The 26,857-nt window shown below is 43.1% G+C and carries 26 protein-coding genes and 1 tRNA gene; 13 read left to right on the top strand and 14 right to left on the bottom strand.

Annotated elements, in window-relative coordinates; all coding sequences use genetic code 11:
- The first annotated feature begins 8 nt into the window (after positions 1–8).
- Both ACLTWA_RS16580 and ACLTWA_RS16585 read left to right on the top strand, forming a co-directional pair.
- A complete protein-coding gene (locus ACLTWA_RS16580; protein WP_412329001.1) occupies positions 9–1,412 on the top strand; it encodes a V-type ATP synthase subunit B in 1,404 nt (467 codons plus the stop codon).
- Positions 1,413–1,423: 11 nt separating this feature from the next.
- Positions 1,424–2,050: a V-type ATP synthase subunit D gene (locus ACLTWA_RS16585; protein ID WP_412329002.1), complete on the top strand. Its 627-nt coding sequence runs from the start codon at positions 1,424–1,426 to the stop codon at positions 2,048–2,050.
- A 45-nt stretch (positions 2,051–2,095) separates the two neighbouring features.
- Here ACLTWA_RS16585 and yaaA read toward each other — a convergent pair whose 3' ends face one another.
- Both yaaA and ACLTWA_RS16595 read right to left on the bottom strand, forming a co-directional pair.
- The gene (gene yaaA / locus ACLTWA_RS16590) at positions 2,096–2,839 is read right to left on the bottom strand and encodes a peroxide stress protein YaaA (RefSeq protein ID WP_412329003.1); all 744 of its coding nucleotides are present in this window, start codon (positions 2,837–2,839) and stop codon (positions 2,096–2,098) included.
- Between the two features lies 1 nt (position 2,840).
- Complete coding sequence (locus ACLTWA_RS16595) at positions 2,841–3,293, bottom strand: peroxiredoxin (protein WP_412329004.1); 453 nt, start codon at positions 3,291–3,293, stop codon at positions 2,841–2,843.
- 398 nt (positions 3,294–3,691) lie between these two features.
- On the opposite strand from ACLTWA_RS16595, the gene ACLTWA_RS16600 reads away from it, so the two are divergent.
- Complete coding sequence (locus ACLTWA_RS16600) at positions 3,692–6,349, top strand: calcium-translocating P-type ATPase, PMCA-type (RefSeq protein WP_412329105.1); 2,658 nt, start codon at positions 3,692–3,694, stop codon at positions 6,347–6,349.
- Between the two features lie 95 nt (positions 6,350–6,444).
- On the opposite strand, the gene ACLTWA_RS16605 is transcribed toward ACLTWA_RS16600, so the two are convergent.
- Positions 6,445–7,125, bottom strand: a complete 681-nt coding sequence (locus ACLTWA_RS16605; RefSeq protein WP_412329005.1) for a DUF554 domain-containing protein — start codon at positions 7,123–7,125, stop codon at positions 6,445–6,447.
- Positions 7,126–7,147: 22 nt separating this feature from the next.
- Positions 7,148–7,567, bottom strand: a complete 420-nt coding sequence (locus ACLTWA_RS16610) for a MarR family winged helix-turn-helix transcriptional regulator (RefSeq protein WP_412329006.1) — start codon at positions 7,565–7,567, stop codon at positions 7,148–7,150.
- Positions 7,568–7,721: 154 nt separating this feature from the next.
- Here ACLTWA_RS16610 and ACLTWA_RS16615 point away from each other — a divergent pair, with 154 nt between their 5' ends.
- The 8 genes from ACLTWA_RS16615 (at position 7,722) to ACLTWA_RS16650 (ending at position 15,727) form a co-directional block, all read left to right on the top strand.
- Positions 7,722–8,420: a LytR/AlgR family response regulator transcription factor gene (locus tag ACLTWA_RS16615; protein ID WP_412329007.1), complete on the top strand. Its 699-nt coding sequence runs from the start codon at positions 7,722–7,724 to the stop codon at positions 8,418–8,420.
- 41 nt (positions 8,421–8,461) lie between these two features.
- Positions 8,462–9,769, top strand: coding sequence for a sensor histidine kinase (locus ACLTWA_RS16620; protein ID WP_412329008.1), 1,308 nt, complete (start codon positions 8,462–8,464; stop codon positions 9,767–9,769).
- Between the two features lie 93 nt (positions 9,770–9,862).
- Entirely contained in the window at positions 9,863–10,855 is a 993-nt protein-coding gene (locus ACLTWA_RS16625; protein ID WP_412329009.1) for a CPBP family intramembrane glutamic endopeptidase, read from the top strand.
- Positions 10,856–10,929: 74 nt separating this feature from the next.
- Positions 10,930–11,586, top strand: a complete 657-nt coding sequence (locus ACLTWA_RS16630) for a trimeric intracellular cation channel family protein (RefSeq protein ID WP_412329010.1) — start codon at positions 10,930–10,932, stop codon at positions 11,584–11,586.
- A gap of 13 nt (positions 11,587–11,599) precedes the next feature.
- Positions 11,600–12,295, top strand: a complete 696-nt coding sequence (locus ACLTWA_RS16635) for a TIGR01906 family membrane protein (RefSeq protein WP_412329011.1) — start codon at positions 11,600–11,602, stop codon at positions 12,293–12,295.
- Positions 12,296–12,381: 86 nt separating this feature from the next.
- Positions 12,382–13,914: a D-alanyl-D-alanine carboxypeptidase family protein gene (locus tag ACLTWA_RS16640; protein ID WP_412329012.1), complete on the top strand. Its 1,533-nt coding sequence runs from the start codon at positions 12,382–12,384 to the stop codon at positions 13,912–13,914.
- 18 nt (positions 13,915–13,932) lie between these two features.
- Entirely contained in the window at positions 13,933–15,024 is a 1,092-nt protein-coding gene (locus tag ACLTWA_RS16645; RefSeq protein WP_412329013.1) for an ATP-binding protein, read from the top strand.
- Entirely contained in the window at positions 15,017–15,727 is a 711-nt protein-coding gene (locus ACLTWA_RS16650; protein ID WP_412329014.1) for a response regulator, read from the top strand. Before ACLTWA_RS16645 ends, ACLTWA_RS16650 begins: the two co-directional genes overlap by 8 nt.
- On the opposite strand, the gene ACLTWA_RS16655 is transcribed toward ACLTWA_RS16650, so the two are convergent.
- The 4 genes from ACLTWA_RS16655 to ACLTWA_RS16670 all read right to left on the bottom strand — a co-directional run bounded on the left by ACLTWA_RS16655 (position 15,724) and on the right by ACLTWA_RS16670 (position 19,206).
- Positions 15,724–16,716: an exonuclease domain-containing protein gene (locus ACLTWA_RS16655; RefSeq protein ID WP_412329015.1), complete on the bottom strand. Its 993-nt coding sequence runs from the start codon at positions 16,714–16,716 to the stop codon at positions 15,724–15,726. The genes ACLTWA_RS16650 and ACLTWA_RS16655 overlap by 4 nt on opposite strands.
- A 12-nt stretch (positions 16,717–16,728) precedes the next feature.
- Positions 16,729–16,941 carry a DUF3006 domain-containing protein gene (locus ACLTWA_RS16660; protein ID WP_412329016.1) on the bottom strand — a complete coding sequence of 71 codons (213 nt, stop codon included), beginning with the start codon at positions 16,939–16,941 and terminating at the stop codon, positions 16,729–16,731.
- Between the two features lie 24 nt (positions 16,942–16,965).
- Complete coding sequence (locus ACLTWA_RS16665; RefSeq protein WP_412329106.1) at positions 16,966–18,105, bottom strand: ComEC/Rec2 family competence protein; 1,140 nt, start codon at positions 18,103–18,105, stop codon at positions 16,966–16,968.
- Between the two features lie 147 nt (positions 18,106–18,252).
- Positions 18,253–19,206 (bottom strand): cell wall-binding protein, encoded by a 954-nt coding sequence (locus ACLTWA_RS16670; protein WP_412329017.1) that lies wholly within the window; start codon positions 19,204–19,206, stop codon positions 18,253–18,255.
- A 484-nt stretch (positions 19,207–19,690) separates the two neighbouring features.
- Between ACLTWA_RS16670 and ACLTWA_RS16675 the strand changes: the two genes are divergently transcribed.
- Positions 19,691–21,064: a hypothetical protein gene (locus ACLTWA_RS16675; RefSeq protein WP_412329018.1), complete on the top strand. Its 1,374-nt coding sequence runs from the start codon at positions 19,691–19,693 to the stop codon at positions 21,062–21,064.
- Positions 21,065–21,116: 52 nt separating this feature from the next.
- Here ACLTWA_RS16675 and ACLTWA_RS16680 read toward each other — a convergent pair whose 3' ends face one another.
- From ACLTWA_RS16680 to ACLTWA_RS16700, 5 genes are all read right to left on the bottom strand, one after another.
- A complete protein-coding gene (locus ACLTWA_RS16680; RefSeq protein WP_412329019.1) occupies positions 21,117–21,935 on the bottom strand; it encodes an alpha/beta fold hydrolase in 819 nt (272 codons plus the stop codon).
- 386 nt (positions 21,936–22,321) lie between these two features.
- Positions 22,322–23,425 (bottom strand): MerR family transcriptional regulator, encoded by a 1,104-nt coding sequence (locus tag ACLTWA_RS16685; protein WP_412329020.1) that lies wholly within the window; start codon positions 23,423–23,425, stop codon positions 22,322–22,324.
- A gap of 528 nt (positions 23,426–23,953) precedes the next feature.
- Positions 23,954–24,340, bottom strand: a complete 387-nt coding sequence (locus ACLTWA_RS16690; protein WP_412329021.1) for a VOC family protein — start codon at positions 24,338–24,340, stop codon at positions 23,954–23,956.
- 291 nt (positions 24,341–24,631) lie between these two features.
- Entirely contained in the window at positions 24,632–25,384 is a 753-nt protein-coding gene (locus ACLTWA_RS16695; protein WP_412329022.1) for a class I SAM-dependent methyltransferase, read from the bottom strand.
- A 241-nt stretch (positions 25,385–25,625) separates the two neighbouring features.
- Complete coding sequence (locus tag ACLTWA_RS16700) at positions 25,626–25,955, bottom strand: winged helix-turn-helix transcriptional regulator (protein WP_412329023.1); 330 nt, start codon at positions 25,953–25,955, stop codon at positions 25,626–25,628.
- Positions 25,956–26,076: 121 nt separating this feature from the next.
- On the opposite strand from ACLTWA_RS16700, the gene ACLTWA_RS16705 reads away from it, so the two are divergent.
- Entirely contained in the window at positions 26,077–26,622 is a 546-nt protein-coding gene (locus ACLTWA_RS16705; protein WP_412329024.1) for a nitroreductase family protein, read from the top strand.
- Between the two features lie 82 nt (positions 26,623–26,704).
- On the opposite strand, the gene ACLTWA_RS16710 is transcribed toward ACLTWA_RS16705, so the two are convergent.
- Positions 26,705–26,781, bottom strand: a tRNA-Arg gene (locus ACLTWA_RS16710).
- Between the last annotated feature and the right edge of the window lie 76 nt (positions 26,782–26,857).

Here is a 26,857-nt window from a genome sequence, read left to right on the forward strand (position 1 = left end):
GGCAGAAAATGGCAATTGAATATTTAGGCTTAAGTGCAATCAACGGTCCGCTGGTCGTGCTGGAAGGAGTCCAGAATGCTGCTTTTGATGAGATTGTGGAAATGACAGTAGCCGGAAAGACAAAAAAGCTGGGAAGGATCATTGAGGTTTACGAGGACAAAGCGATTATCCAGGTCTTTGAAGGGACTGAGGGACTGGCACTCCGCAACGTTCACACCCGCCTGACCGGGCGGCCCATGGAGCTGTCTGTATCCGAGGACATGTTAGGCCGTACCTTTAACGGCATCGGAGTTCCCATTGACGGGTTAGGTGACATTGGCTCCGACATCCGTCTGGATATTAACGGAAAACCTTTAAACCCCGTGACACGGGAATATCCAAGAGATTATATCCGTACCGGTATTTCCGCCATCGACGGACTTATGACTCTGATCCGGGGACAGAAGCTGCCGATCTTTTCCGGCAACGGGCTTCCCCACGATGAACTGGCCGCTCAGATCGTTCAGCAGGCTTCCCTGGGAGATAATTCTGAATCCAGCGAAAAATTTGCAGTGGTATTTGCCGCCATGGGCGTGAAATACGACGTGGCAGACTTTTTCCGCAGAACCTTTGAAGAAAGCGGAGTTTCCGATCACGTTGCCATGTTTATCAATCTGGCAAATGATCCGGTGGTGGAGCGTCTGATCACCCCGAAAGTGGCTCTTACACTTGCAGAATATTTAGCATTTGAAAAAGGAATGCACATTCTTGTGATTTTAACGGATATGACTGCTTATGCGGAGGCGCTTCGTGAGGTTTCCTCCTCAAAGGGAGAAATCCCTTCCAGAAAAGGATATCCAGGCTATTTATACAGCGAACTGGCCTCCATTTATGAGCGGGCGGGAATCGTAAAGGAACGGCATGGCTCCGTGACCCAGATTCCTATCCTCACCATGCCAAATGATGATATCACCCACCCGATCCCGGACCTTACAGGATATATTACCGAAGGCCAGATCGTACTGGACCGAAGTTTATACGGCCAGTCCGTTTATCCGCCGATCAACGTACTCCCCTCTCTCAGCCGTCTGATGAAGGACGGCATCGGAGAAGGCTTTACAAGGGCCGACCACCAGGGCGTGGCAAACCAGCTGTTTTCCTGCTATGCAAAGGTTGGCGATGCAAGAGCGCTGGCATCAGTCATCGGAGAAGATGAACTGTCCCCCATTGATAAGAAATACCTGGTGTTCGGGAAAGAATTTGAAAGCCGGTTCGTAGGGCAGGGAAACAATACAAACCGCAACATTTTAGAGACTCTGACCATTGGCTGGGAGCTTTTAGGACTTCTGCCAAGGGCCGAATTAGACCGTATCGATACCAAAGTACTGGATCAGTATTACAAGGAAACCACCCCTGACGCTTCGGAAGAATAGGAGGGAAATCCATGAATCCCAATACATTTCCTACAAAAGGAAATTTAATCCTTGCCAAGAACTCTCTTGCTCTTGCAAAACAGGGCTATGAGTTAATGGATAAAAAGCGGAACATTCTGATCAAAGAGCTGATGGAACTGATCGATGAAGCCAAGGGCATCCAGTCTGAGATTGATGAGACCTTTACTTCCGCCTATAAAGCCCTTCAAAAAGCAAATATTGAATTAGGCATTGATTACGTAAAGGACATTGCCATGGCTGTCCCTGTAGATGATTCGGTGCGCATCAAGACCAGAAGCATTATGGGAACGGAGATTCCTCTGGTGGAGCATGAGAAAAGGCCTTTAAACTTAACTTATGCCTATTACAGCACCAGGGAATCTCTTGATGAGGCCCGCTACAAGTTTGAGCGGGTAAAAGAACTGACCTTAAAGCTCTCCATGGTGGAAAACTCCGCTTACCGTCTGGCAAACAGCATCAAGAGAACCCAGAAGCGGGCCAATGCACTGAAAAATATCACCATTCCCCGTTATGAAACACTGACAAGGAGCATCACCAATTCTCTGGAGGAAAAAGACAGGGAGGAGTTTACAAGACTTAAGGTGATCAAGAGATCGAAAAACCGGGGCAATGTATGACCGCAGAAAAAACAGCAGGCACTATCTCTCTGCCTGCTGTTTTTTCTATACCAGAAGAAATACCAGCCTGTTCTGCCCGGACCATTCCTCACTGTACTGATAGCCAAGGCCCGAAAAGGCTTTCAGCCCTTCCACATCCGTAATATTGTTTTCCGCCATATAACGGACCATTTCTCCTCTCGCCATCTTGGCAAGTGTTCCCTTTTGCTTTACCTTACCTCCGGATAATTCTCCAAATTCCACGGTTATGAACCTATCCTCCGGCGTCAGATATGCTTCAATCGCTGAGGAATACTCTTTTGATGCAAGGTTGAGAACCGTACTCTCCTCATGAAAAACCTTCCGGTAAAGCTTGTCTCCCCAGAATTCATACAAATCCTTCTTTTCCTGCACCAAAAGCCTGGCCTTCATCTCCAGACGGTATGGCACGACTCCGTCAAACGGAGCCAGAACTCCGTAGAAGCCGGAAAGGATCCGCAAATGCGTTTCCACATATTGGACCGCTTCCTCGGAAAACACCACCGGAGCCATATGCTGATACTGGAGTCCCTCGTAGGAAAGAATTGCAGGTGTCAGCCCTTTCTCCAGGTCCATTCCGGCAAACCGTTCGTAGTTCAAGGCAGCCAATTTATCATTGCACTGCCACAAAGCCCTGGCCTCCTCATAAGAAAGCTGCTGGATACAGCTGCATAAGAGCTTTGTTTCCTCCATGAACTGAGGCATGCCTTTTACAGGAAGCAGATCCGGATTCACCTTCATCCGTTTCGCAGGGGAAATAATCACCTTCACCTTAGAGCTCTCCCAACATCTGAGCCGGATTTTCCGCAGCGTTTACTTTATCAAATGCTTTGGCAATGATTCCCTGTTCGTCGATCAAGTATGTGGTTCGTACGACTCCCATGGTTTTTTTCCCATACATGTTTTTTTCCTGCCATACATCGTATGCCTGAATTGCCTTTAATTCCGTATCCGACAGCAGCAAAAAGGGCAGGCCGTACTTCTCTTCAAACTTCTTATGAGACGCTACACTGTCCTTGCTGACGCCTATGATCACAGCATCCTTTTCTGAGAACTGGGGATACAGCTCCCCAAAGGCACAAGCCTGCTTCGTGCAGCCGGGAGTATTGTCCCTGGGATAAAAATAGAGAATCACCTTTTTCCCTCTGTATTCTTCTAACGTATGTACCTGGCCATTCTGGTCCGGTAAAGCAAATGACGGTGCTTTTGTTCCTTCTTTTAACATAGCGGGTCCTCCATTTCTCCATGAATCTTTGGCACATCTGCCAACAACGTGTCTTTATCCGGTTATCCTGCAATGGCAGAAACCTGCCTCTGCCTGAATGAGTTTCACCTGACTTTTATAATCTAGCATGGAAATGCAGCAATGAAAAGAAAAAATTAAAATCCCTTTCAGTAGTTGACAAAAATTATCGGTTTATGGTATGATACTAAAACACTTGAGGGAGTAGTTTGCGCAGTGTATCTGCGTGCCAAGTCAACATACTGACCGGCTTCGGTCTGGCTTGCCTTAATAAACGAGACTCATGTATAGCAGCATGCTGTACATAGTCTTTTTTTTTGACTCATGCATAGCTTGTCTATGCATGAGTTTTTGTTATATACAAACAATTTAAGGAGAGAATTGCATTGAAGGAATTTCAGGAAAACACACGAGAGTTACTGGACCGGCTGCAGACCCACGATACAGCCGGACTAAAAAGCGAACAGATTGAAACCCAGAGGGAGAGATACGGAAGCAATACGCTGACCAGGGAAAAACCGGAATCGCTGATCCGGCGTATTATAGAAGCTGCCAGCGAACCCATGATTCTTATGCTCATCATGGCAGGGGTCATCGCCCTTTTGGTCAACATCATCCGCGCCTCCACAGGCTCAGAGGCGGACTTTTTGGAATGCCTTGGCATCTTTTCAGCCATCTTTCTGTCTGTACTGATTACCGTCATTATGGAAGGCAAAAGTGCCAAAGCCTTTGAAGCCTTATCAAAAATCAGCGATGATGCGATGATCAAGGTCATCAGAGACGGCGAGACCCATTTGCTGAGCCAGAGAGACATTGTCGCAGGCGATATTGTTCTTCTTTCCACCGGCGATAAGATTCCTGCCGATGGACGGCTGTTACAGAGTTCCGGACTGGCCGCCGATGAATCCGCATTGACCGGCGAGAGCACCCCGGCAAAAAAGGATGCAAATCTGCGGATCGTGGATGAAAAGACACCATTAGCGGAACGGGCCAATATGGTATATTCCGGCAACTACATTACCAGCGGTTACGGCAAAATGGTAGTAACCGCCGTCGGTGACAGCACAGAATTCGGGAATATTGCAAGAGAGCTGACAAATGCAGAACGCTCTTCCACCCCTCTTCAGGAAAAACTTGCAAGACTTGGGAAAACCATCACCATTCTGGGTATTATTGCCGCTGCCATCGTCTTCCTCTCAGAGCTGATCTCTTTTGCTTTGGCTGGCGGACTTACACTGGAAGCAGTTCTCGATGCGTTTGTTACCAGCATCGTCCTTATTGTTGCGGCTGTACCGGAAGGACTTCCTACCATAGTGGCTGTGTCCTTATCCATTAATATTATCAAGCTTTCCAAACAGAACGCTTTGGTAAAAAAGATGATTGCCTCTGAAACCGTAGGCTGTATCAACGTCATCTGCTCCGACAAGACAGGCACCCTTACAGAAAATAAGATGACGGTTTCCGCATTTTACGACGGCTCCTGGAAGGAAAACACCAGGGAGCTTACATCCGACTGGCTGATTCATAACATCTGTTTAAATACCACGGCGGACATTGCCCCGGATGGTTCCTTTATCGGCAACCCTACCGAATGTGCCATGATAAACTTTTACCAGCAGTCCGATGCCTGTAAAAAAAGCGGAAAGACCTATAAGGACGAGCGTTCAGACCACGACGTACTCCATGCATTCCCTTTTTCATCCGAGCTAAAGCATATGACCACCATCAGTAAGGTAGATGGAAAGATCATTTCCTACGTAAAAGGAAGCCCGGAATGCGTTTTCTCCATGTGTGCTCTCTCCGGAGAAGAGCGCACTAAGATTGAATCCTATATTGTAAAGGCACAGGAAAAGGCCATGCGTGTCATTGCCTTTGCCCATAAAGAACTTCACGAAATGCGGGACTATGAAGATGAAGTTCATCATAATGACATGGAAAAGGACATGGTATTTGACGGTTTTATCGCCATCTCCGATCCTCTTCGAGCCGATGTTTATGAGGCAGTGAAAAACTGCCGCATGGCTGGAGTCGATTTAAAGATCCTGACCGGAGACAATATCATTACGGCAACTGCCATTGCCAATGAGCTTCATATCCTTGAAGGCGGAAGAATCGCAGTGGAAGCCAAAGAAATCGCTGATTTAAGCGATGAGGAACTCCTTGCCAGGCTTCCTAAAATCAGCGTGATCGCCCGGAGTACTCCTGCCATTAAGATGCGGGTGGTAAAACTGTTAAAATCCCAGAATAACGTGGTTGCAGTCACCGGTGACGGCATCAATGACGCTCCTGCCTTAAAGAACGCAGATGTGGGCATTGCCATGGGAATCTCCGGTACGGAAGTTTCAAAGGAAGCCAGTGATATCGTACTTCTTGACGACTCCTTCTCCACCATTGTAAAAGCCATTGCCTGGGGCCGGGGAATCTATGAGAACTTCAAACGTTTTATCCAGTTCCAGCTTACAGTGAATGTTTCTTCCGTAATTGTTGTTTTCACCTCTATTCTGTTAGGATTAAAAGCACCATTTACCGCACTCCAGCTCTTATGGATCAATATTATCATGGACGGGCCGCCTGCCCTCACCCTTGGTCTGGAACCCATTTATGATGACCTTATGAATCGTCCTCCTACCGGAAGAGGTGACAACATCATATCAAAGACCATGTTCTTAAGAATCGGACTGACCGGAATTTATATTTCCGCCATATTCCTTTGTCAGTATGTATTTAACTTTTTGGGCGCCACGGACAGAGAAATGACAACCGTACTTTTTACCCTGTTCGCTCTCTTCCAGCTGTTCAATGCCTTTAACTGCCGGGAGCTTCATGCCACCAGCATCTTTAAGCATTTATTCCAGAACCGGATCATGCTTTTGGTAATATCCATTACCTTCCTTCTGCAGGTTCTGATCATTCAGTTTGCAGGTGCATTTTTCGGAACTGTGCCTCTTGGCTTTGCCATGTGGCTTAAGATCTTCGGGCTTACCTTCAGCGTCATTCTCATCTCTGAGTTCGTGAAGCTGTTTCTCCGCCGTAAGTAATCAGGAAAAAGCCAGTGAATCCGCTGCATGATCGTTATGCAGAAGAATCACTGGCTTTTTATTGGTTTTCTATGGCTGTTTATGATACGGCCGCCCTATAAAAACAGGGAAAAGGGGAATACAAGAATCAGGGCCGGCAAGATATTTAACACCCTGATTTTCTTAATATTTGCAATTTTAAGCCCAACAGCCAGGGTTATAATTCCTCCGCAGGCCCTGAAATTAGCCAGCATCAAATCGCTTACATAGGGAAGGATATAGGATGCTCCGCAAAATAACAAAATTCCTACAACAAACTGAGGAATGGCAATAAAGCCTACCAGGAATCCGGCGGTCGTGCCAAAAATGACGGCGGTAAAAAAATCCATGACAGACTTTGCATACAGTATGGACTGGTCTCCCGTCATGGCGGAATTCATGGCTCCAAAGATACCGGTTCCGCTGAAGCAAAACAATATAATAAGACTGATTATGATATCCATCTGCTCTTCATCTAAACGTACCGGAAACTTATCTTCCAACTTTTTTAGCCCTGCAAGAAGATTTTCCTCCAGGCTCACCATCTCACCCAAAACCGTTCCAACGATCACTGCAAGCACCACTGCCGACAAACTTTCCAGTCTTATAATCAGATAAATTCCCATGGCAATGGCTGATAAGCCAAATATATTGGGAAGGGACTCCGAAAGCTTTTTGGGAAAATGATTTTTTAAAAATGCTCCCAGAATTCCTCCCGTAAAAACGGCAATACTGTTAATAATTACACCTAGTGGCATAGCTTTTGTCTCCTTTTTTCTGTTATCGTGATGTCAGCATATTCTTATGGATCTTTGAAAATATTTGAAGAAATTCTGCCCTTTTTTCTTCCGGAATATCCCGAAATGTTTCTTCTTCCAGCTGCAAAAATATCTCCTCCACCTTTTTTTGCAGCACCTTTCCCTTCTCCGTCATAAATACATGATAGGAACGCCGGTTTCCATTGAGCCGCTTTCGGACAATAAGGCCTTTGGCCTCCATGCCGTTTAGAACACTTGTTATGGTAGCTGCCTCCAGAAAACAGGCATCTGCAATCTCCTTTTGGGTCGCCCCGTCAAAGTTCCTTAAATAGTCAAGAACCTTTGGCTGACCGGATGTGAGATCCGTATCCCTTAAACGGTCCATAACCCTTCTCTGGTAAATGGACTGACCCGCCATTAACAGATAATGAAATGATTTCATACCGCCACCTCTTTAGTTAGATTTCTAATCATTGTATTTCTAACTTTTTCATCTGTCAAGTTTTTTATGGTTACGTTTTTGTTTGAATGATATAATAAAACTAATTGAAAGTAAAAACAAAATCAAGATTTACCAAAGATGTATGAGGAGCATTATGAAGATTGCAGTATGCGATGATAATATTTTATTTCAGGAAGAAATCAAAAACCTTTTATATGAGTACTTTGGAAAGCTGTCGGTTGAAATCCGGCTGTTCACAAACGGAAACCAGTTTCTTACAGCGGTTCAATCCGCAGACATTCCTTACGACCTTGTTTTTATGGATATTGAAATGCCCGGGATCGATGGGCTGGAAACAGCCAGACAGTTGCGAAAAGATAACAGGGATTTATTCCTGATATTTTTATCAAGCCACACAGAACTGGCCTTTGATGGTTATGAGGTAGACGCTTTCCGCTTTCTCACCAAACCGGTAAATCAGGAAAAATTGTGGAAAGCCTTACGTGACTGGGAGAACCTGCGTCTTTCCGAGGAACGGCTCTGCCTGAATCTGGGGGAACGCAGCCAGGTGTTACGCTGGAGCGATATCCAGTACATCCAAAGCGAAAATGTATACGTAAATGTGGTCACCGCAAAACAGCGGATCCTTGTCCGTATGAAAATCAACGAACTGGAAAAAAAGATGCCGGAATCAATGTTTTTTAAGCCTCACCGCAGTTATTTGGTGAACTTAAAGCATGTTCACGGCTTTGATACGAAAAAAATACGAATGGTCGACGGACTGGAAATCCCCCTAAGCCGGAGAAATGCGGCAGAATTCCGGAACCGTATGATGAATTTTCTTCATCGGTAACAAAAAACGGTTTTAATAAATCATAGAGAAAGGAAACTTTTATGGATGCCATCTACCGGTTGATCGGAGGACTTGAAATTTTAATCATAATGACTGCAATTGCCCGATATGTTTTTCTGGAAAGAGGTCCGCAGACAAGAACTATGCAGTTGCTTTTCTGGGGAAGCTTTCTTGTTTTTGATACAGCAGGGGCCTTCTCCTCCTATTCGGAAACAGCAACCGCCCTGCTTCCCTTTTTATACCTGATGGCTTTCCTTTTCATGGGAAGGCCTTCCCGCCGCATACGGGGAATGCTTTTTGTGATTCCGGTTTCGGGAATGATGCTTTCTCTTCTTTTCATTCCTTTTCTGACCGTATACCTGTTTACAGGTTCCATGAACCAGGTGCTGGAGCTGGACGGCACCTTCTGGATACTCATGGATATTCTCTTTTGGATCTTCTGGCTCCTATTTGCGGTAAAAGGCAGGCGGTGGAAAAACAGGTACTTCCCTTCCTGGCAGCAACGGAGACTGACACCGTGGGAAGCCATTCTATTGTGGGGCATCGGCTTCTTTTTACTGGTCCTGTTTTTGCTGTTAAGCATGATAGATGAGTTTTCCCTTTCACTTTCTTTAGCCAGAGGACTTGCCGTATGCGCCGCCGTGGTTTTAGGAATTGTGTTCTATGCGGTTGCTGCAATCACGGTTCAGGGAAATATTAAAACATACTTTGAACGGGAAGCAGCTATCAATGAATATTATTTAAATGCCCAGTTAAAACATTTCAAAGCATATCAGGAAACGCAAAAAGAAACACGAAGAATCCGCCACGATATGAAAAACCACGCAGCCTGTCTGTACGCGCTTTTAGAAAAAGAGCATTATGAAGAAGCAAAGCTCTATATCAAAGAAATCAGCCAACTGGTCAACCAGACCGAGGAGCGTTTTCATACCGGAGATCCTATGATCGACGCTATTTTTAATGAAAAGGATGGGACAGCTTCTGCACACGGAATACGGCTGTCGGCAGATGGAATACCGGAATTTCAACAGATGGAGCCGGTAGATATCTGTACGATTTTTGCAAATGCCCTGGACAATGCCATAGAAGCCCAGAAGGACTTCAAAGACCGTGAGAAATGGATTCATGTGACATTTGTCCGTCAGCATGCCATGAAGTACGTCCGTATTGCCAATCCTGCAAAGGAAGTCCATAAAACAGGTACTTCCTTTCTTACGGAAAAGAATTCCAAAGAGCATGGATTCGGACTGGAAAATATCAGACGGGCCGTTGAAAAGTATGACGGACAGATGAATGCCTCCTATCAAAACGGCATATTTGTGCTGGAATTGCTTTTTACAACAAAATAACCGCCATCCGCAACAAAAAATTCCGCCAGAACCGTTCCCATGCTATATTGAATCTATAAAAAACTGCAGCTAAGCAGTAGAATGGCGGTATTTATGAACAAAATTTTAAAAATTAAAAGACAATTGAAGACCCCAGACCAGCTTGAAGCAAAAAAGCAGGTCAATAAGATCATCATCGGAATATTGTTGTTTGAACTGATTATGACAGCCGGTGTTCTGCTGGATGCAATTATTCAAATCATCCGGGTTGCTGTGGTATCCATGAATCATCCGGATTTGGAACAGCAGGTTGATGCCGCTTTGATGGAATGCCTGAACAGCGGAAGAGCAACGATTATTTCCCTGACAGCCGGAATTATATTTTTATTCTTTTTCTTTAGAAAGCAGGACTTTTCAAAAAAACTGTTCGATAAAAAACAGCCCATGAAGGCTTCTGCTTTCTTTTTCATTCTCACCTTATTTATGTCGACCCAGCTTGTCTTTCTGGCAGCCAGTGTGGGAGGCGAGTCCCTTTTTAATATGTTCGGATACAGTATAATGGCGGAAATTGAATCAGCAACCAATACCAGCACCGTATTTTCCATGTTTTTGTATGCTTCTTTTATCGGGCCAATTGCAGAAGAACTGGTTTTTCGCGGTTTTGTGATGAGGGGATTGGCGCGGTTTGGAAAAATCACTGCAATTTTGTGTTCTGCCCTCCTGTTTGGTGCTTTTCATGGAAATCTGATTCAGGGCGTTTTTGCAGTAACTGCCGGCATGGTCCTTGGATATGTGGCCATGGAATATTCCATTCTATGGGCGATTGCAATCCATGTAATCAATAATTTCATCTTTGGAGATCTATGGGCCTATGTGACCGGAGGATTTAATGAGACTTTACAGCTTATTCTTTTTTACGGTGTTTATAGTTCCTTTTTCGTGGGAGCAGTGATTCTACTCGTCTTAAAACGGAAGGAAATCAGAAATTACTGGAACAATAATAAAAATGAAAACGGTTATTATAAAATCATTTTTACCTCCTTATGGTTCATTCTTTTTATGATTCTCCATCTGGCATTGGGAATCAGCGGAATCCACAAACTTTAAGGGGATTGACAAACACTCCTCCAAATCTTATACTTTCCTTAATTTCCAAAATGGAAATAATCCGGAGGTTACCTATGAACGCTGAATTTTCACTTTTTTTCTTTATTGAAGCCATCGGTACCATTGCCTTTGCTTCTTCCGGGGCAATGGTTGCCATTAAAAAACAGCTGGATTTGCTTGGAGTCATTGTTCTTGGAGTCACTACGGCGGTTGGAGGCGGCATGTTAAGGGATATTATCATAGGAAATGTGCCTCCTGCCCTTTTTCAGAACCCTGTTTATGTATTACTTGCCTTTTTTACGGTAATGATTCTATTTATCATTGTTCGGCTAAACCAGAGAATCCTGGCCGGGCGCTCCATCGAAACCTATGAAAAGGTCATGAACATCTTTGACGCCGTGGGACTTGGCGCTTTTACCGTCGTGGGAATCGATACAGCCATTCTTTCCGGCTATGGTAAATACCATTTTCTCATCATATTTTTAGGTGTTATCACAGGGGTAGGCGGCGGAATCTTAAGGGATATCATGGCCGGTCAGACCCCTTATGTCCTCCGCAAGCACATTTATGCCTGTGCATCCATTGCGGGTGCCATTCTTTATGCCGGGCTTTTGGAACATATCAACGGAAATGCCGCCATGCTGGCCGGCGCCTGTTCTGTGATTTTAATCCGTCTTCTGGCAACCCGTTTTTGCTGGAACTTACCAACCGCTACAAAAAATAATGAATGAAAGGGGAATATGCATGAACCGTTTTTTACAATACACCATTGGGATCATCTTTTCTTTCTGCTTCATGACCGTTCTTTTATTTACCTCCGTGGAAGCTGCTGTTTACTGGATTCCAGGATATTTTGAAGCAGAATACACCAAATACAACGTCACAGAGGCCGTTTCCATGACCATGGAGGACTTACTTGATGTTACGGACCAGATGATGGCTTATTTAAAAGGAAACCGGGCGGATTTACACGTTCCCACCACCATGGGCGGCGTGGAACGGGAGTTTTTTAATGCCAGGGAAATCGCTCACATGGAAGACGTCCGGGGGCTTTTTCTAGGTGGGATCTCCATTCGCAGAGGCTGCCTGATGATTATGGCTCTTTGCGTAATTTTGCTGTTTTTACTGAAAACCAGCTTTAAGAGTACGTTTCCCAGAGCGGTGTGCGCAGGGAGCGGACTTTTCTTTGCAGCGTCTGCGGTCATTGCCTTTATAATTTCCACAGATTTTTATAAGTATTTTGTCCTGTTCCATCAAATGTTCTTTAAAAATGATTTATGGATGCTGGATCCTTCCACGGACATGCTCATTAACATTGTTCCGGAGGGCTTTTTCCGTGATACTGTCTTTTTAATCGGGCTCATCTTCTTCCTTTCTGTCTTGTCACTTATCTCCATATGCCTGTTTTTGATACATAAAAACGGGAAAAATTCCAAATAATCTTTACTTGTTACCCTAAATAACCTATACTGTAAAGTGGAGAATTATCTGAAACTGATTTTGAACTAATGGAGAGATTATCTTATATGACTCAATTTGCAAAAAGGTTCCCTGTTTTTTTCCTTTGTCTGCTTCTTTTTGTTTCCTCCTTTGCAGGAACATCTAAGGCGGCCGCTGAATGGCCGTCTGATTTGTCCGTCAGTGCACAGGGGGCTATTGTGATGGATGCAGACACAGGAACTGTTCTTTGGGGCCAGAACATACACACCCAGTACTTTCCCGCCAGTATTACCAAGGTCATGACAGCCCTGCTGGTAATCGAAAACTGTGACCTTGATGATACCGTAACGTTTTCCCACAACGCCGTCTTTAATGTGGAGTCTGGAAGCAGCAATGCCGGGATCAATGAAGGAGACAAGCTGTCCGTCAGAGACTGTCTTTATGCCCTGCTGCTAAAGTCTGCCAACGAAGCCGCCAACGCCCTTGCAGAGCATGTGGCGGGAAGCACGGAAGCATTTGCGGATATGATGAATGCCAAAGCAAAGGAACTGGGTTGTACCAATACGAATTTTGCCAATCCAAGCGGCTTAAATAACCCGGAGCATTATACCTCTCCCTATGACATGGCCCTTATTGCCAGAGCCGCCTTTAACAACCCCACATTTGAAGAAATAGATTCCACGACCTATTATAAACTTCCGCCCAACTCCATCAACAAAGAGGGACTTACCATCTATCCCGGACACCGGATGATGAAAAAAAACAGCCCCTATTATTATCCGGGTATTATAGGCGGAAAAACAGGCTATACCACTCTGGCAGGCAATACCTTAGTTACCTGTGCGGAGAAGAACGGACTGAAACTGATTACGGTCATTTTAAAAGGCTCTACGCCTGTATACTGGTCCGATACGAAGAAGCTTCTGGACTTTGGATTTGAGAATTTCGTGTCTTTAAAACCGGCCGACTATGAAAAAACCTACAGCTCCATCACCAGCGATTTGAGTTTCAGCGGACTTTCCATCAAGCATCCGGAGGCATTGGTACTGGACCCGGACAGCCGCATCATTCTTCCCAAAACAGCGGAATTTTCCGATGCAAAAGCCGAGTTAAGCTATGATATTTCTGCCGATGACCCGGAAGGGGCCATTGCAAAGATCAACTACCGCTACAACGAGCGGGTGGTCGGAAGCACTTTTGTGGAAATTAACAAGGAATTATTTCAAACAGGCGGACAAAAAGAACCGCCGGCGGCAGAGGCATCAGCTCCTGCCAAAGAAATGGAATCCGAAACGATTCCGGAATCCAGACAGACTTCTGCCGGAGTTTCCGATGAATACAGGCAGAAAGCGCTGAGCCCGTTTAAGATTCCGCTGGCCGCCTGGCTGATCCTGGGAGGGGTCGGACTTCTTGTTCTGATCGGTGCTCTTGTGTCTTTTTTCCTGTACAAGAAGCACAAAGATGAGGAAGATTTCCTCATTCGGAGGGAACAACGTATGAAACGGCTTAAGGATTCCGGTGTTTCAGTCGATGAATTCAACAGTATCTTAGAACAGAGACGCAGCTCGTTCACGTCAAAAAGAAAAGGCCGTCGGGGCGGCCGTTGGAAATTCCGTTAAATCTATCAAGGGGGGGACATGGTGAAATTCAGAAAACCTACGAAAAAAGAACTGGTGCATAATGTGCTGACAACTTTGGTTTTTCTTTCTTCAGCCACGATTATCTCCTATTTGATCATGTTTTTCGGCGGGTTTACGAATAACGTGGGGATGGTCTATATTTTGGCAGTTGTATTGATCTCCCGTTTTTCCAATGGTTATATACCAGGGGTAATTGCTTCATTTATCAGTATTATCTGTGTGAACTACATATTTACCTACCCTTATATGGAATTTAAGGTTTCAGGGATTGGATACTCCATTACGTTTATTACGCTGCTTGTGATCTCGACCATAACAAGTGCTGCCACAACTCACTTAAAGCAGCAAAACAGAATTCTCAGTGAAAGGGAAAAGCTGCTTATGGAAGCCGAAAAGGAAACCATGCGGGCCAATCTTTTAAGAGCCATTTCCCACGACTTAAGAACTCCGCTTACAGGAATCATCGGTGCAAGCAGTGCCTATCTGGAGAATAAGAACAGTATGTCGGAAGAAGAAAAGACCAATCTGGTTTCCAATATTGGGGAAGATGCCAACTGGCTCTTGAATATGGTGGAAAACTTACTCAGTGTTACAAGAATCCGGGACACCGGAGCTCATGTGACAAAGCAACTGGAGCCTTTGGAAGAAGTGGTATCAGAAGCACTTTTGCGTTTCCGTAAAAGGCTTCCTGACGCCACCGTACATACAACCGTTCCCGACGAGCTGATCATGGTTCCCATGGATGCCACGCTGATTGAACAGGTCATTATCAATCTCCTGGAAAATGCGGTTTACCATTCCAACTCAACGGAACCCATAAGCCTTACCATCTCCGTTCATGACGGATATGCCTGGTTCGAGGTGAGTGATCAGGGGATCGGACTTTCACCGGAAAGACTATCCACTTTATTTGACGGCTATACTTCTCTGCCCAACAGCAGCTTTGATTCCCACAAGGGGATGGGGATCGGTTTATCTATCTGCAAAACCATAGTTGCTGCCCATAACGGAACGATTCAGGCTTCTAACAAGGAGCACGGGGCTGCATTTACGTTTACATTACCATTAGGGGAGGACATTTATGAGTAAATTTACAATCGTCATGATCGAGGATGAAAAGAATATATGCAACTTTATAGAAAGTGCATTAGAAAGACAGGATTACAAAGTGAATACCGCCTTTAACGGAAGGGACGGGCTGGCTTTGATCAATTCACTTTGCCCGGATGTGATTCTTCTGGACCTGGGACTCCCGGACCTGGATGGCATAGACATCATAAAGAGTGTCCGCAGCTGGACAACGATTCCTATCATCGTCATCTCGGCAAGAACCCAGGAACAGGAAAAAGTAGCAGCACTGGATTTTGGCGCCGACGATTACATTACAAAACCTTTTGGCACCAGTGAGCTTTTAGCCAGAATCCGTACCGCACTGCGCCATGGAAAACCTACGGTCAAGGCCATAGACGGCTGTGTCATACAGACTCCGTACCGAAGCGAAGGCCTGCTGATCGATTTTGCCAGACGGCTTGTTATGCTCAATGAACATAAGATCCATCTGACTCAGATCGAGTACAAGCTGGTATCCTTACTGGCGGAAAACTCAGGAAAGGTTCTGACCTATGACTATATCATCAGCCACATCTGGGGCCCTTACGCGGATAATAACAATCAGATTCTAAGGGTCAACATGGCTCATATCCGCCGAAAAATAGAATCAAACCCGGCGGAACCCAAATTTATCTTTACGGAAATCGGCGTAGGATATCGAATGAAGGAAAGTGAAATTTAAGAAAGGGGCTGTGCCCCCTTCTTCTTATTCTGTTTTCGGACTCTCGTTTTCTCCGCCCGCTTATTCTTAAATTCCTCTTTTTTCTCATAGATCTCACCGATCTCTTCTTCGTCCGCCAGCTTCATGGTCTTTACCACATAGATCTGTCCGTCATCACTTTTTCTCATCCGGATCTTTCCCTTGACATTTCCATGAACCGGACAGCAGCCAAGGGCTGTATAGGATTTCTGGTTTACGGAAAACCACCGGATCTTCTTTTTAAGCATCCGGTTACACTTACAGCAGATCAAATCGGTTACGGTTTTATCTGCAATAGCATCCTGTTTTGTGGCAAAGGGTCTGGAAATATATTTGGAATATTCGGGAAATGTCAGATACACCTCTTCCTCCCGGTTCTCTGGAAGGCGGTAATAATCTGTGGACCAGTATTCCTTCACCCTTTCAAAATCCATCTTATGCATGATCTGCCCGGTATAATGGGCATCATCAAGAGCCCGGTGAAACGGCCTCTCTTCCATAATTCCCATCTCAAAAACTGCGATATCAAGCGACAGCCGGTCCTTGCCGTCTCCATAGAGCAGACTGTAGAGCTTTTGCAGATCATAATAAAGAAGGGGTTTTGGAAATGGATTTGGTATCCCATAAAAGGTACTGTTCCTTTGCAGCTCCGTCAGATCCATGGAACCCCAGGTACAGTAAATGGCATCTTCCCCGCACCACTGCAGAAACTCCTGGAATGCCTTTTGAAAGTCTGTTCCTTCTTCCAACAGAACCTTTTCATCCATATGGGTCACTTCCAGAATCTTTTCATGAAGCTCCGTATAGACCTTGGGCTTAATAAGCCTTTGAAACTCTCCCGCTTCCTGAAGAGATTCATCAAGCTTCACAGCCCCAATCTCAATGATCTCAAAGGGAAAATGCGCAACGGTATCTTCCTTTCCCCCTGCACTCTGGTTCCATTCCAGATCCAGTACAATATAATTCTTCATAGTTAAAATCCTTTATTCTATCAGTCTGTTCAGCTTATCCGCCATGATCCGTCTGCGTTTACTGCTCTCTTTTTCATCAATGCACCATGCGTCCCCTTCCTTAAAAAGGAGGTCTCCTTCTTTGGCTCCTTTTGGAAGCTCCGACGCGTTCAACTTCACGGTATCTCCGTCTTCATTCTCACAGATAACCAGCTCTCCGCTTATACGGTCTATAATATATCTCATGGCTTTCTCCTCTCCTTTACCAGCCTATGGCTTGCAGATTGCGCATGGCTCATATCCCATATCAATCAGTTCTTCTCTGGTTCCGACAATCACAGTGCGGTTTTTCTCTTTTATGGAAACAGCAGAACTGCATTCCGGAAGATGAAACTTCTTCGTATTGGTATTTACCACGTACTCCTGCCGGGTGGCTGTACTGCCTGAATCTCCGGCTGGAGCACCGGGCGTTTCGGATTCTAATGCCGCTCCGGTCTCCTTACCCTCCTTTTGCTCTGTCTCACTGTCTGCACCGGGAAAGGTAACATGGGTTCCATTACTTACTGCCACTATGGTTCCAAGCTGGTCGGTCCGTAAAACCTTAATGTGTTTCTTCTTTAACAAATCCAGTATCTCTTTATGAGGATGCCCGTAATCGTTATCTTTTCCGCAGGATATGACGGCATATTCCGGATCCACCTTATCAATAAAGGCCTGGGATGAGGAGGTGGAACTGCCATGATGGGAAACCTTTAAAACATCCGCTTTTAAGGACAGACCGTTTGCAATTATATCTTTTTCTGCATCTTTTTCTGCGTCTCCGCACAGAACAAAGCTGTTATTTCCGTAGTCCACCCGGATTCCTACCGACCAGTTATTCAGTTCATCTCCGTAATCCCGGTTAGGTGCCAGAATCTGGAAGGATGCAGATCCCAGTTCATAACTGGTTCCCGGTTTGGGAAGGGTTATTTTTAAATTCTTTTCTTCGATGGCATCAAGCAGACGTTCATACATCTTTGTGGTGTGGGCCTTTTCCGGCATAATGATTTTTTCAACATCAAATTCCCGTATGACCGCTTCCAGCCCCCCAATGTGGTCGGAATGGGGATGGGTTCCAATGACATAGTCAAGCGTCTTTACGCCCTGCTCTTTTAAGTAGGAAACCACTGCCGGGCCCTGATCCCGTTCTCCGGCATCGATCAGCATATAATGCCCATCCTTCTCAATCAACGTACTGTCTCCCTGACCCACATCTATAAAATGTACTTTTAAATCCGTTCCCGAAGCCGTTTTATCCGCCGCAGCCTGGTTCCTGCCGCCTGATGCTGCAATTCCTGAACATCCTGCTAAGAACAGTGCCAGAATAAGGACTGCAGCCAGAACCATACGTTTATAAAACTTTCCTGTCATTTTTTCTGTCATTCCCATGTGCTCCTTCGTGCTATTATATGATAGAATGTTTCATCCTACAAGTATTTTTCAGAGGAACACCAGTTCACTCATGCCCAAAAAGACGGACTGCAAGTTCAGGCAGTCCGCAGAATTTCCTGTATCGTTTTAAGAAATTTTTGAACCATCGGCCCCTACAGCAGACCCGTCAGGCGTTGTTGTATCTGCCAGCATCTGACCGCTTGTAGGGTCACAGTAATACTGTTTTCCATTCCAATGGATCCAGCCGGTAGCCATGTAACCTTTCTCATTGAAAAAGTACCAGCTTTCTCCAATATATTCCCATTTATTTACTGGGTAACCTCCTGTAGAGTAAGCGTACCACCAGCCGGTCTCATCCTGTCTCCATTCACCCAAAGCCCCGTTTGCCGCCCGGTTTTTCTCCGCAGCACTCGTATCTATGTATTTGGCTGAAGATTCTACCCAGGCCCCTTTTTGAGCTTCATTCCGGTCATTTACCGGGCGTATCCGGTAGGTATAGCTTCCCGGCTTTCCCATTTGACGGGTAAAGTCCATACTGTTTTTACTGGTGGTGAGAACGTCACTCACACTTTTTCCATCCCGGTAAAGCACCAGCTCATAGCTTCCGGTCCCGCCGGTTTCTGACCAGGCGGCCAGGTTTCCATTTCCCCAGCCTGCACGTTGAATGGACTGGGTATATTCACCTACTTTAGGTAAATCAACCGTAACGGTCAGCGTCCGGCTTAAATCCGCCCGCTCTTGCTTGATATAAGTTCCCCCGCTGACTAAAATGCCATTTTCATCTGTAGCAAAATAATATCCTTCCTCTGCATAAAGCTTTACTTTCATTCTGGGAACATCGCCTTCATACCACTGAAAACCGTCATTTATAAACTCACAGTCCCCTACATCAACACGGCTGTTCTCCGCCGTAACCTCAACCTCCTGCTGGGATATGGAGTCTCCGGGCATAATCTGTGCAGTAACCGTTATCTTTACTTCCATGATCTTTTTTCTGGAAGCCGCCATGGCTGGCATGGTGAAAAGCCCTGCTGCCAGAGCTGCTGCCAGCACCGTTGATAAGATTTTTTTACCGGTCATATCAAATCCTCATCTTTCTATCTATTTCATATTTTGTGAATTCCTGTATGTTATCCGTTTATTATAACCCATTTCCGGGCATTTGTGAACTGCCTGCATAATTTATGCAAAAGAGCCAGTTAATTTACGAAGAAACCCTTTCTGTTTCCAGCCTCACTGTCTCATTGACGGGAATCGGGTGATAATCTTTTGAATCTTTGTTCTTTATAGATGAAATTTGTCACATTTGTTTATATTTACAACTAGGAATCCCTTCTTTGATATGCTATCATAGCCTTATTGGATGGTAATTATTAAAAATATTGTTAAAAATTGGGACTATATGCAAGTTTTTAAACCTTTACCGTAAGACAAGGAGTTTTTAAAGTTATGCACTGTTATGCCGAATTTATAGACTGTTATCCACAAAAAAGCAACGCGATTTCCACAGATGGATCTTTTTTATTTTCTGCCGGATATGAGCTGCAGGGAGGCCACGAGACTGATGGAAATTAAAACAATTCTTTATCATGGCTCGTCCGTCTCCAAAACAGGGCTGGAACAGGATCAGGTTCGATTTGAACGGTTTCTGGAACATTTTATTGAACATACTCCGAAATGGGGGACAGAAGCGCTTTTAATCCTACCCGATGGTAAAGCTCTTTTAAAGCCCTATTACTGGACAGGAATGGCACGCATCAGCTGCATGGATACAATTGCAGCGGTGGGTGCCCGGACGGATTTAAGTTTTTCCATCACAAAAAGCTTAAAGGCATTTGAAAGTGCCGGAGGCTACCGGGAAAAGCTCAGGATCTGCGCTGTCTATCAGCCGGAATTGATGACTTTGACCAAATTCCTAAACCAGTGCCAGAAATTATTAAAAGAAAATATTTCCTTTTCCGTAGGTGTATTTGGCTCTCCTGAGAATCTGGACATGATCCAGGAGCTTCGCCGTTCTCTTTCCTCGGACATTTATCTATGGATCGAACCGCTGTCAGAAATAAGTTATCCGTACTCGATTGAGGAGGAAATGGAATTCCGGTGTATCGATCCCCTTTTCTCCCAGGAATGGGCCTATACATCAGCAAACAAATCTCAATGCCTGGACCGGCTCTTTGTTGAAAGCGACGGAAAGCTCAGGCTATGTGTATCCTGCCAGTATATGGAAGGCAACTGGAACCATTTGACAGACCAGTTCCCCGCTCCGGTCTGCGGCCAGTCCATCTGCAGCGGATACCTTGCCTATGGAGGGCGGAAGGATTACCAGCATGCCGCTGTTTTTGGACAATACCCTATGTTCCGGATTCCCTGGAAGCCAAAAGCCTACTTTTTAACAGCAGATAAGGTTCTCTTTCATAACCTGGAACAAGAGGATTCTGAATTCCTTCTGGCTTTAAAAGACCGGAGAGAGGACGCCCCTCTTTTCCTGATTACTTCCCTGCCCTACAAAGAAGCCACCAGACATTACCATACCCTGCTTCCCATCTGCGGAGGCGGCATTTTTGCAGGGGGCGCGCACATTGTGCTGAATAAAAAGGGCCGGCAGCCCCGCCGGGAAGAGATTTTGGCCCTTGACCCTTCTATTATTCCTATTTTGGAGGAAAAGCAGTCCGAATACGGATGCAGGCTCAGAATTTTCAAAAATGAAGACACCATTTACCGGTTCACAATGGAAAAACCGTTCAGCCGTATGTGGCGGGAATCCGAATATGAAGCACTGATGGAATTCATCCCTTCCAGGAGTTTCCGCTGTTTTATTGAAAATAACTGTTTTCACATCGTTCCTGCAAATGCAAATGAAAAAAATGGAATCAAGACCATCAGCCACTGGCTTTCCATCTGCCCGGAGGATTGTGTTTCACTGGATAATTTATCTTAAAAAAGGAAGCAAAAGAGACTTTTGTACACGTCTCTTTTTGCTTCCTTTTTTTTCAGCAGTCTCCTTTTGCAAATTCCGCCAGCTTTTTATTAAACTCATCCTTCTGATCGTAAAATGCGGCATGCCCGCTGAACTCAAAAGCTTCCAGCACCGAATTCTTTATATACTGATGCTGAATCTCCCCCAGTACAAATGGAACCACTTTATCGTGAATGCCGTGAATGATGAGAGTCGGTACAGCAATTGCCGCCAGATCCTCAAACAGCACCTCTGCAATCCAGGTTTTGGCTATGTCTGCGGTTGCCCAGCCGGCGGCCTGCAGACCGATCTGGAAAAACCACTGGGCAAAAGGTTCAGTAATATGCTGAAAGAAAAAAATATTTCCGAAGTTATTCAGCATATTGGGGCGGTCCGCGTAAGTACCGTCAATGATATCTATGACCGTTTGTTCATCGAGTCCGTAAGGAAAACCGGGCCGTTTGATCAGGCTGGGGGCGGCGGCGGCAAACAGGGCAAGCTTTGAAACTCCATAGCCATGATGTCTTTTCATATACCGGATGGCAATGGCACCCCCGGTCGAATGCCCGGCAAGTATAAAATTGCTCAGCCCCAGTGCTTCCACCACCTCTCTCACATCATCTGCCAGACGGTCATAACCGTATCCGCAAAAGGGTTTATCAGAATCTCCAAATCCCCTGGTATCAATCCCGATGCAGCGAAATCCCTTTTCCGGAAGCACATCAAACTGGTACTCAAACAGCTTATGGCTTCCAGGCCAGCCGTGAAGGAACAGGATGGTGTCTTTGCATTCCGGGTTTAAGTCCTCAACGTAAATATTCACATCTCCGTCAACAGTAACATAATATCCCATAATATTGATTCTCAAAGTCTTTTAATTTATTCTATTCATTTTGAAAATGTAATGTTCGGTTTTGTTTTGTGATTTTGCATTTTGTGCCGGAATTATATAAAACAGCCGGAAGCCAAATCAGCATGGGCAAAAAGGAGAGGCTTATGAGATGTAGAATCCATAAAAAACTATTAATGTTTGCTTACTAAATCTCCAAAATAGAATTTTAGAAGGAGATTTTTCAAAAAAATAATCACTAAAGGGGGACAGATTGATTGACGAAAATCAGTTATTTACAGCTTCCGTTTTTTTGATACATGAAATAACCTATAAAAGCGATTACTTCAAAATCACATAGTATGAAAGCATATATTTTTTAATTCACAAAATTGAAATAAAAACCCCATTTATAACTTTTCCTTATACTCTTTTACTTTATTTTCAAAACTATTATTGGCATCCTTTCTTTTAAGTACTAAAATCCATATAAGATCATCTATCTGCTCACTAAGAACAGAATATCCCAAAGATTGTGCATAGTCTTCCATGGCTGTTACAGTTGTAAAATATTCATTTTTTAAATCTCTTAATTCCGCTTCTGTGCAATATCTTTCAAAGTTTTCTCTTGCTGCTTTATCGTAAAACATCAGATCGGTTATAATAATCCTTCCGCCTGGTTTTAAAACCCGGTCCATTTCCGTTAATGCCATTCTTTTTTCACTTTCATTACAATGGTGAAAGGCATAGCAGCTTACTGCCGTATCCATTGTTCCATCCTGCAGGGGCAGTTCTAAGAAGGTTCCCATTCGAAGGTTTAAATCAGGAAACTTTTTTTTGGCTTCAATCAACATATTTACAGATTGGTCAATACCTATAATATTCTGAGTTTCCATTAATTTACCTGCTAAATTCCCGGTACCTACGCCAACCTCAAAAGCATTTCCTTGAACTTCATTTACCTTATCCGTCGTTAGCCGAATAACCTTATCATAATGCTTGTAAAAATCCAATCCATGATGCTGTGTACTAATATATTCATCGTAATCCTTTGCCCAATTATCAAATTCCCATTTATCTTCCCAATTCTCCAACTGTGAAATGTAACCGGCAGTCTTTTTCATAACTGAAACCAATTGGTCCAAATACTCTTCCTCTTCAAACATTAAGTCTATACATTCCTCCAGAGACTCACTGATCATTCTCATATTGTGTATATGATGATTTAATTGATCATATTGTTTGAAAAACATCTTTATTGGTTTGTCCTCATCCGCAAGCATCTTTAATATATCTTCAATGGAAAATCCCATTTTTCTATACAATAAAATGGTTTGAAATTGTAGCATGTCTTCCATTGAATACAATCTATAACCATTATTATCTCGCTTAGGTATAAGTAATTTCTTTTTTTCATAAAACCGTAAAACATTTGGATTTACATGAAATGCTTCTGCAATCTCATTAATTTTAAACATATTTGTTTTAAGTGATGATTGTAACACTGTTTTCATATAGTTTCTCCCTGATTTTCAAATTTTTTGTCCTTAACACCGACATACATGTATTATGAAGGTTCATCTTAGGTGAATGTCAAGTAGAAAAACAGTATAGATAAAAAGAAATAAAAGCCGTGTGTTTATAATTCAAACTAATTATGACAATTATTATTTGGTGGAAGTGAATTGAAAAAATGATGTAAAAAAATCTTAAATCGCATGATATAATTCAATTATAAACATCTTTTTATATTGTTCAGATTATATAAATTTTTTATATATAATATTGAAAAATTTTTTCTATAAAATGCGACAGTCTTTTTTTATCATGTGCATATCGTCTGGGAAATACTAAAAAATATGTACCAATGAGACTAATAAAGTAGCTAAATGTAATCATTTCCTTGAAACAAAAGTAAATCGGAAAAATTTTATTTATCAATACCATATTATGGGAGCATAAAACTGATTACACAATCCAGCCAATTGCATCTGTATTAGAGAAATATGTTTAATAAGTTTCATGTTATATCATTCCATTTATCAAATAGATATCCACCAACACACCCCAAATTTATCTATAACAGTTGCACAGCACTTACTCCATGGAACTTCCTGAATGGGATTAATAACAACACCGCCATTACTTAAAACATGAAAAGCATTATAAACCGCTTCCTTACTCCCCATCTCAAAAACATTAAACGTCATAGTTTCCCATTTCATTTTATGAATTATGTTTATGTCACAAGGATTCACGGCTTCACTTAATGCTAAAAATCCTTCACCACCTACAGATAATTCACAGTGCGAATAAGCAGTTTTGTCATCATTTAAGATTTTAAATGTAATCTCTGCACCAAAGGCTTCGCAATACATTTCTGCAGCTTCAAAACTGTTTCTCACATAAACTTGAGCATAATTTTTCACATTTACCCTCCCATACAAAATATAAATGATCTAAAACTTGACATACATAGCAAATGATTATTGGTGCAGGCTATTTGAATTGATTAGATCTAATGTATATCCTCAATCCATCTGCTTATTCTATTCCAACGAAATAACTATATAATGCTTTTAATCATAAAAAGCAAGAATTCTACCGGGCGGAAAGCTATCAATTTTTTGTCATAGATCAAAACAAATGCATTAACAGCTTGATAAAGCATTATCGACTAAGTTTGTTTTATCAACTTCACATTTTATTTACAATATAATTTATGGCTTTCTCGTTAAATAAAGAATTACGATGTCGTTGAATTCAATTTTATTACCATGATTTAAAATTGCTGTCCGAATACCCTCAAAAAACTTCGATTTATACGGTTCTTGCAGGACAATATGGTCACTGTGTGTACCAAGATATTCTATGTAATCGTTAGCAGTAAATTCTCTTTTTGAATAAAATCTATATTCTTTAAATTCAATGAAACCATAATTAACAGCATTACAATAGATCATTTTTTGATTGTAAGGTATTTCAGGATGAAAATATTGTGCATATACTTTTTGAATATCATTGTATAATGCTTCATTCGGCGTTTGATAATCCCCGTGCATCATCATCATCGCAAGAAATCCACCATTTTTCAGGAGTTCAAAACTCCTCGAAAAGGCAATTTGTTCAGGAATCCATTGAATAGCTGCCGCAGAATATATTAAATCAAATTTTTTGTTTCCAAAATTGTAGGTTTCAAAGTGCCCATTTACAATATGAAAGTTGTTATAATTCTTAAATTTCCTTTTTGTAAAATCAAAGAGATGTTCCCCAAGTTCTATTGCAAGATAATTACAATCAGTTTTAAGAATAGGCTCTGTTGCCTGCCCCGTTCCCGGACCAATTTCAAGTACTGCTTTGCGGCAATCAAGCTGAGTATGGTTAATAATGAATTCAAACGTATCGTCGTTGTACTTTGGACGCCACTTATCAAACTTTTCTGGTATTGTATCAAATATTTTCCTGAATTCCACAGACTCTCCCTTTTTTAAAATAAAATGAAGCTTAAAACATGTTTTCAAAGTCAACATAAGTTCAGTTTAAACGGTTACGATTTTACATCAGCTTTAGCCAGACATTCTTGTTTTGTTCGTTATATACATGCACAGTTTTCATAGCAAAAAAGTTGGTTTGAAAATAAAAAATCTCCAATACACAGAAAACGTGTTTAGTTCCCCAACCGATGAAAAAAGATATGAGTTTTCAAGCAGCAGCCTAACATGGTTCGTTGTTTTCCTGATTCATTTTATACGCTTTTTCCCCCCATTGCCCCAGTAAATCTAAAGCAGGAGCTATACCTTCCCCTAATTCAGTCAGAGAGTATTCAACCCGCGGCGGAACTTCATTGTATTGCGTTCTTTTAATTATATGTGCCTGTTCAAGCTCTTGCAGATTTCTGGACAGCATAAGATTGGATATTCCATTGAGTCTTCGCTGTAACTCGTTAAACCGTATCACCCCTTCATTGTGCAGCACCCAGCAAATTTGAAGTTTCCACTTACCATTAAGAAGATGCAGTGCGTAATAAACAGAACATGTTTCCATAAAATCTCCTATTAGTTAGTTTTTTGATACTTAGTTAATAAATTTTGCGTACTTGTAAAATATTAACTGGTGTTTTACGATTATAACAGAAATCCAAATATATATAAAGGTGGTTATTGAAATGAACACATTAGAAGCAATAAAAGCAAGGCAGAGCATTCGTACATTCCACGCGCAATCCGTAGAACAGGATAAACTGAACGATCTGTTAGATGCCGCAAATGCTGCGCCTATTTTCGGCTGCATACACCTAACGGTTATTGAAAACAAAGAGTTAATTCATTCCATAGGCGAAATCACAAAGTCAAAAATGCTGGCCTCAGGAAACGAATTTGCGGTGCAGCAAGCCTCCGCTTCCAATTATAATCCTACCTATAATGCACCTGTCTTTCTAGTGTTTTCTGCAAAAGGCGGCAATGACAATATGGGGTTTAACATGGGAAACGTATCTTGTGCTGCACAAAATGTTCTACTGGCAGCAACAGAGTTAGGGTTGGCATCGTGTTTTGTCATGGCTCCGATGATGGCGTTTACCGATGAGAATGTGTTTTTAAAAGCAGGTATTCCGGAAGATTACATTCCACTGGTGGGTGTTTGTATCGGGTATTCTTCGCAAACGGCTTCTTTAAAAGAACGGGCTGCAAAAGATAATGTGAATTTTTGCTGATCGAAAGCTGCTGCAAAATAGAACCTTTCTATTACAAAAAAAGCCGAAAACCTTAAAAGCAAAGGTTTTCGGCGTTATACGCTGGCGTCCATAAGAGGATTTGAACCTCCGGCCTACCGCTTAGGAGGCGGTCGCTCTATCCAGCTGAGCTATATGGACGTATCTGGTTTTGCGATTACAGCCCGACAAAAGCCGCACTCTAATCCCGTATCACAGCAAATGTTGTGAACAGTGC

This window comes from Lacrimispora sp. (assembly GCF_046972725.1).
Classification (GTDB): domain Bacteria; phylum Bacillota; class Clostridia; order Lachnospirales; family Lachnospiraceae; genus Lacrimispora.

Coding starts and splice junctions, on each gene's coding strand:
- ACLTWA_RS16660 (WP_412329016.1), bottom strand. CDS start 16,941: ATGAGATATATTATAGACCGTATAAGCGGAGAGCTGGTTATCTGTGAG.
- ACLTWA_RS16595 (WP_412329004.1), bottom strand. CDS start 3,293: ATGTTAAAAGAAGGAACAAAAGCACCGTCATTTGCTTTACCGGACCAG.
- ACLTWA_RS16585 (WP_412329002.1), top strand. CDS start 1,424: ATGAATCCCAATACATTTCCTACAAAAGGAAATTTAATCCTTGCCAAG.
- ACLTWA_RS16635 (WP_412329011.1), top strand. CDS start 11,600: ATGAACCGTTTTTTACAATACACCATTGGGATCATCTTTTCTTTCTGC.
- ACLTWA_RS16685 (WP_412329020.1), bottom strand. CDS start 23,425: ATGAAAACAGTGTTACAATCATCACTTAAAACAAATATGTTTAAAATT.
- ACLTWA_RS16665 (WP_412329106.1), bottom strand. CDS start 18,105: ATGACAGGAAAGTTTTATAAACGTATGGTTCTGGCTGCAGTCCTTATT.
- ACLTWA_RS16620 (WP_412329008.1), top strand. CDS start 8,462: ATGGATGCCATCTACCGGTTGATCGGAGGACTTGAAATTTTAATCATA.
- ACLTWA_RS16675 (WP_412329018.1), top strand. CDS start 19,691: ATGGAAATTAAAACAATTCTTTATCATGGCTCGTCCGTCTCCAAAACA.
- ACLTWA_RS16650 (WP_412329014.1), top strand. CDS start 15,017: ATGAGTAAATTTACAATCGTCATGATCGAGGATGAAAAGAATATATGC.
- ACLTWA_RS16630 (WP_412329010.1), top strand. CDS start 10,930: ATGAACGCTGAATTTTCACTTTTTTTCTTTATTGAAGCCATCGGTACC.
- ACLTWA_RS16625 (WP_412329009.1), top strand. CDS start 9,863: ATGAACAAAATTTTAAAAATTAAAAGACAATTGAAGACCCCAGACCAG.
- ACLTWA_RS16700 (WP_412329023.1), bottom strand. CDS start 25,955: ATGGAAACATGTTCTGTTTATTACGCACTGCATCTTCTTAATGGTAAG.
- ACLTWA_RS16655 (WP_412329015.1), bottom strand. CDS start 16,716: ATGAAGAATTATATTGTACTGGATCTGGAATGGAACCAGAGTGCAGGG.
- ACLTWA_RS16645 (WP_412329013.1), top strand. CDS start 13,933: ATGGTGAAATTCAGAAAACCTACGAAAAAAGAACTGGTGCATAATGTG.
- ACLTWA_RS16605 (WP_412329005.1), bottom strand. CDS start 7,125: ATGCCACTAGGTGTAATTATTAACAGTATTGCCGTTTTTACGGGAGGA.
- ACLTWA_RS16670 (WP_412329017.1), bottom strand. CDS start 19,206: ATGACCGGTAAAAAAATCTTATCAACGGTGCTGGCAGCAGCTCTGGCA.
- ACLTWA_RS16680 (WP_412329019.1), bottom strand. CDS start 21,935: ATGGGATATTATGTTACTGTTGACGGAGATGTGAATATTTACGTTGAG.
- ACLTWA_RS16610 (WP_412329006.1), bottom strand. CDS start 7,567: ATGAAATCATTTCATTATCTGTTAATGGCGGGTCAGTCCATTTACCAG.
- ACLTWA_RS16640 (WP_412329012.1), top strand. CDS start 12,382: ATGACTCAATTTGCAAAAAGGTTCCCTGTTTTTTTCCTTTGTCTGCTT.
- ACLTWA_RS16580 (WP_412329001.1), top strand. CDS start 9: ATGGCAATTGAATATTTAGGCTTAAGTGCAATCAACGGTCCGCTGGTC.
- ACLTWA_RS16615 (WP_412329007.1), top strand. CDS start 7,722: ATGAAGATTGCAGTATGCGATGATAATATTTTATTTCAGGAAGAAATC.
- ACLTWA_RS16705 (WP_412329024.1), top strand. CDS start 26,077: ATGAACACATTAGAAGCAATAAAAGCAAGGCAGAGCATTCGTACATTC.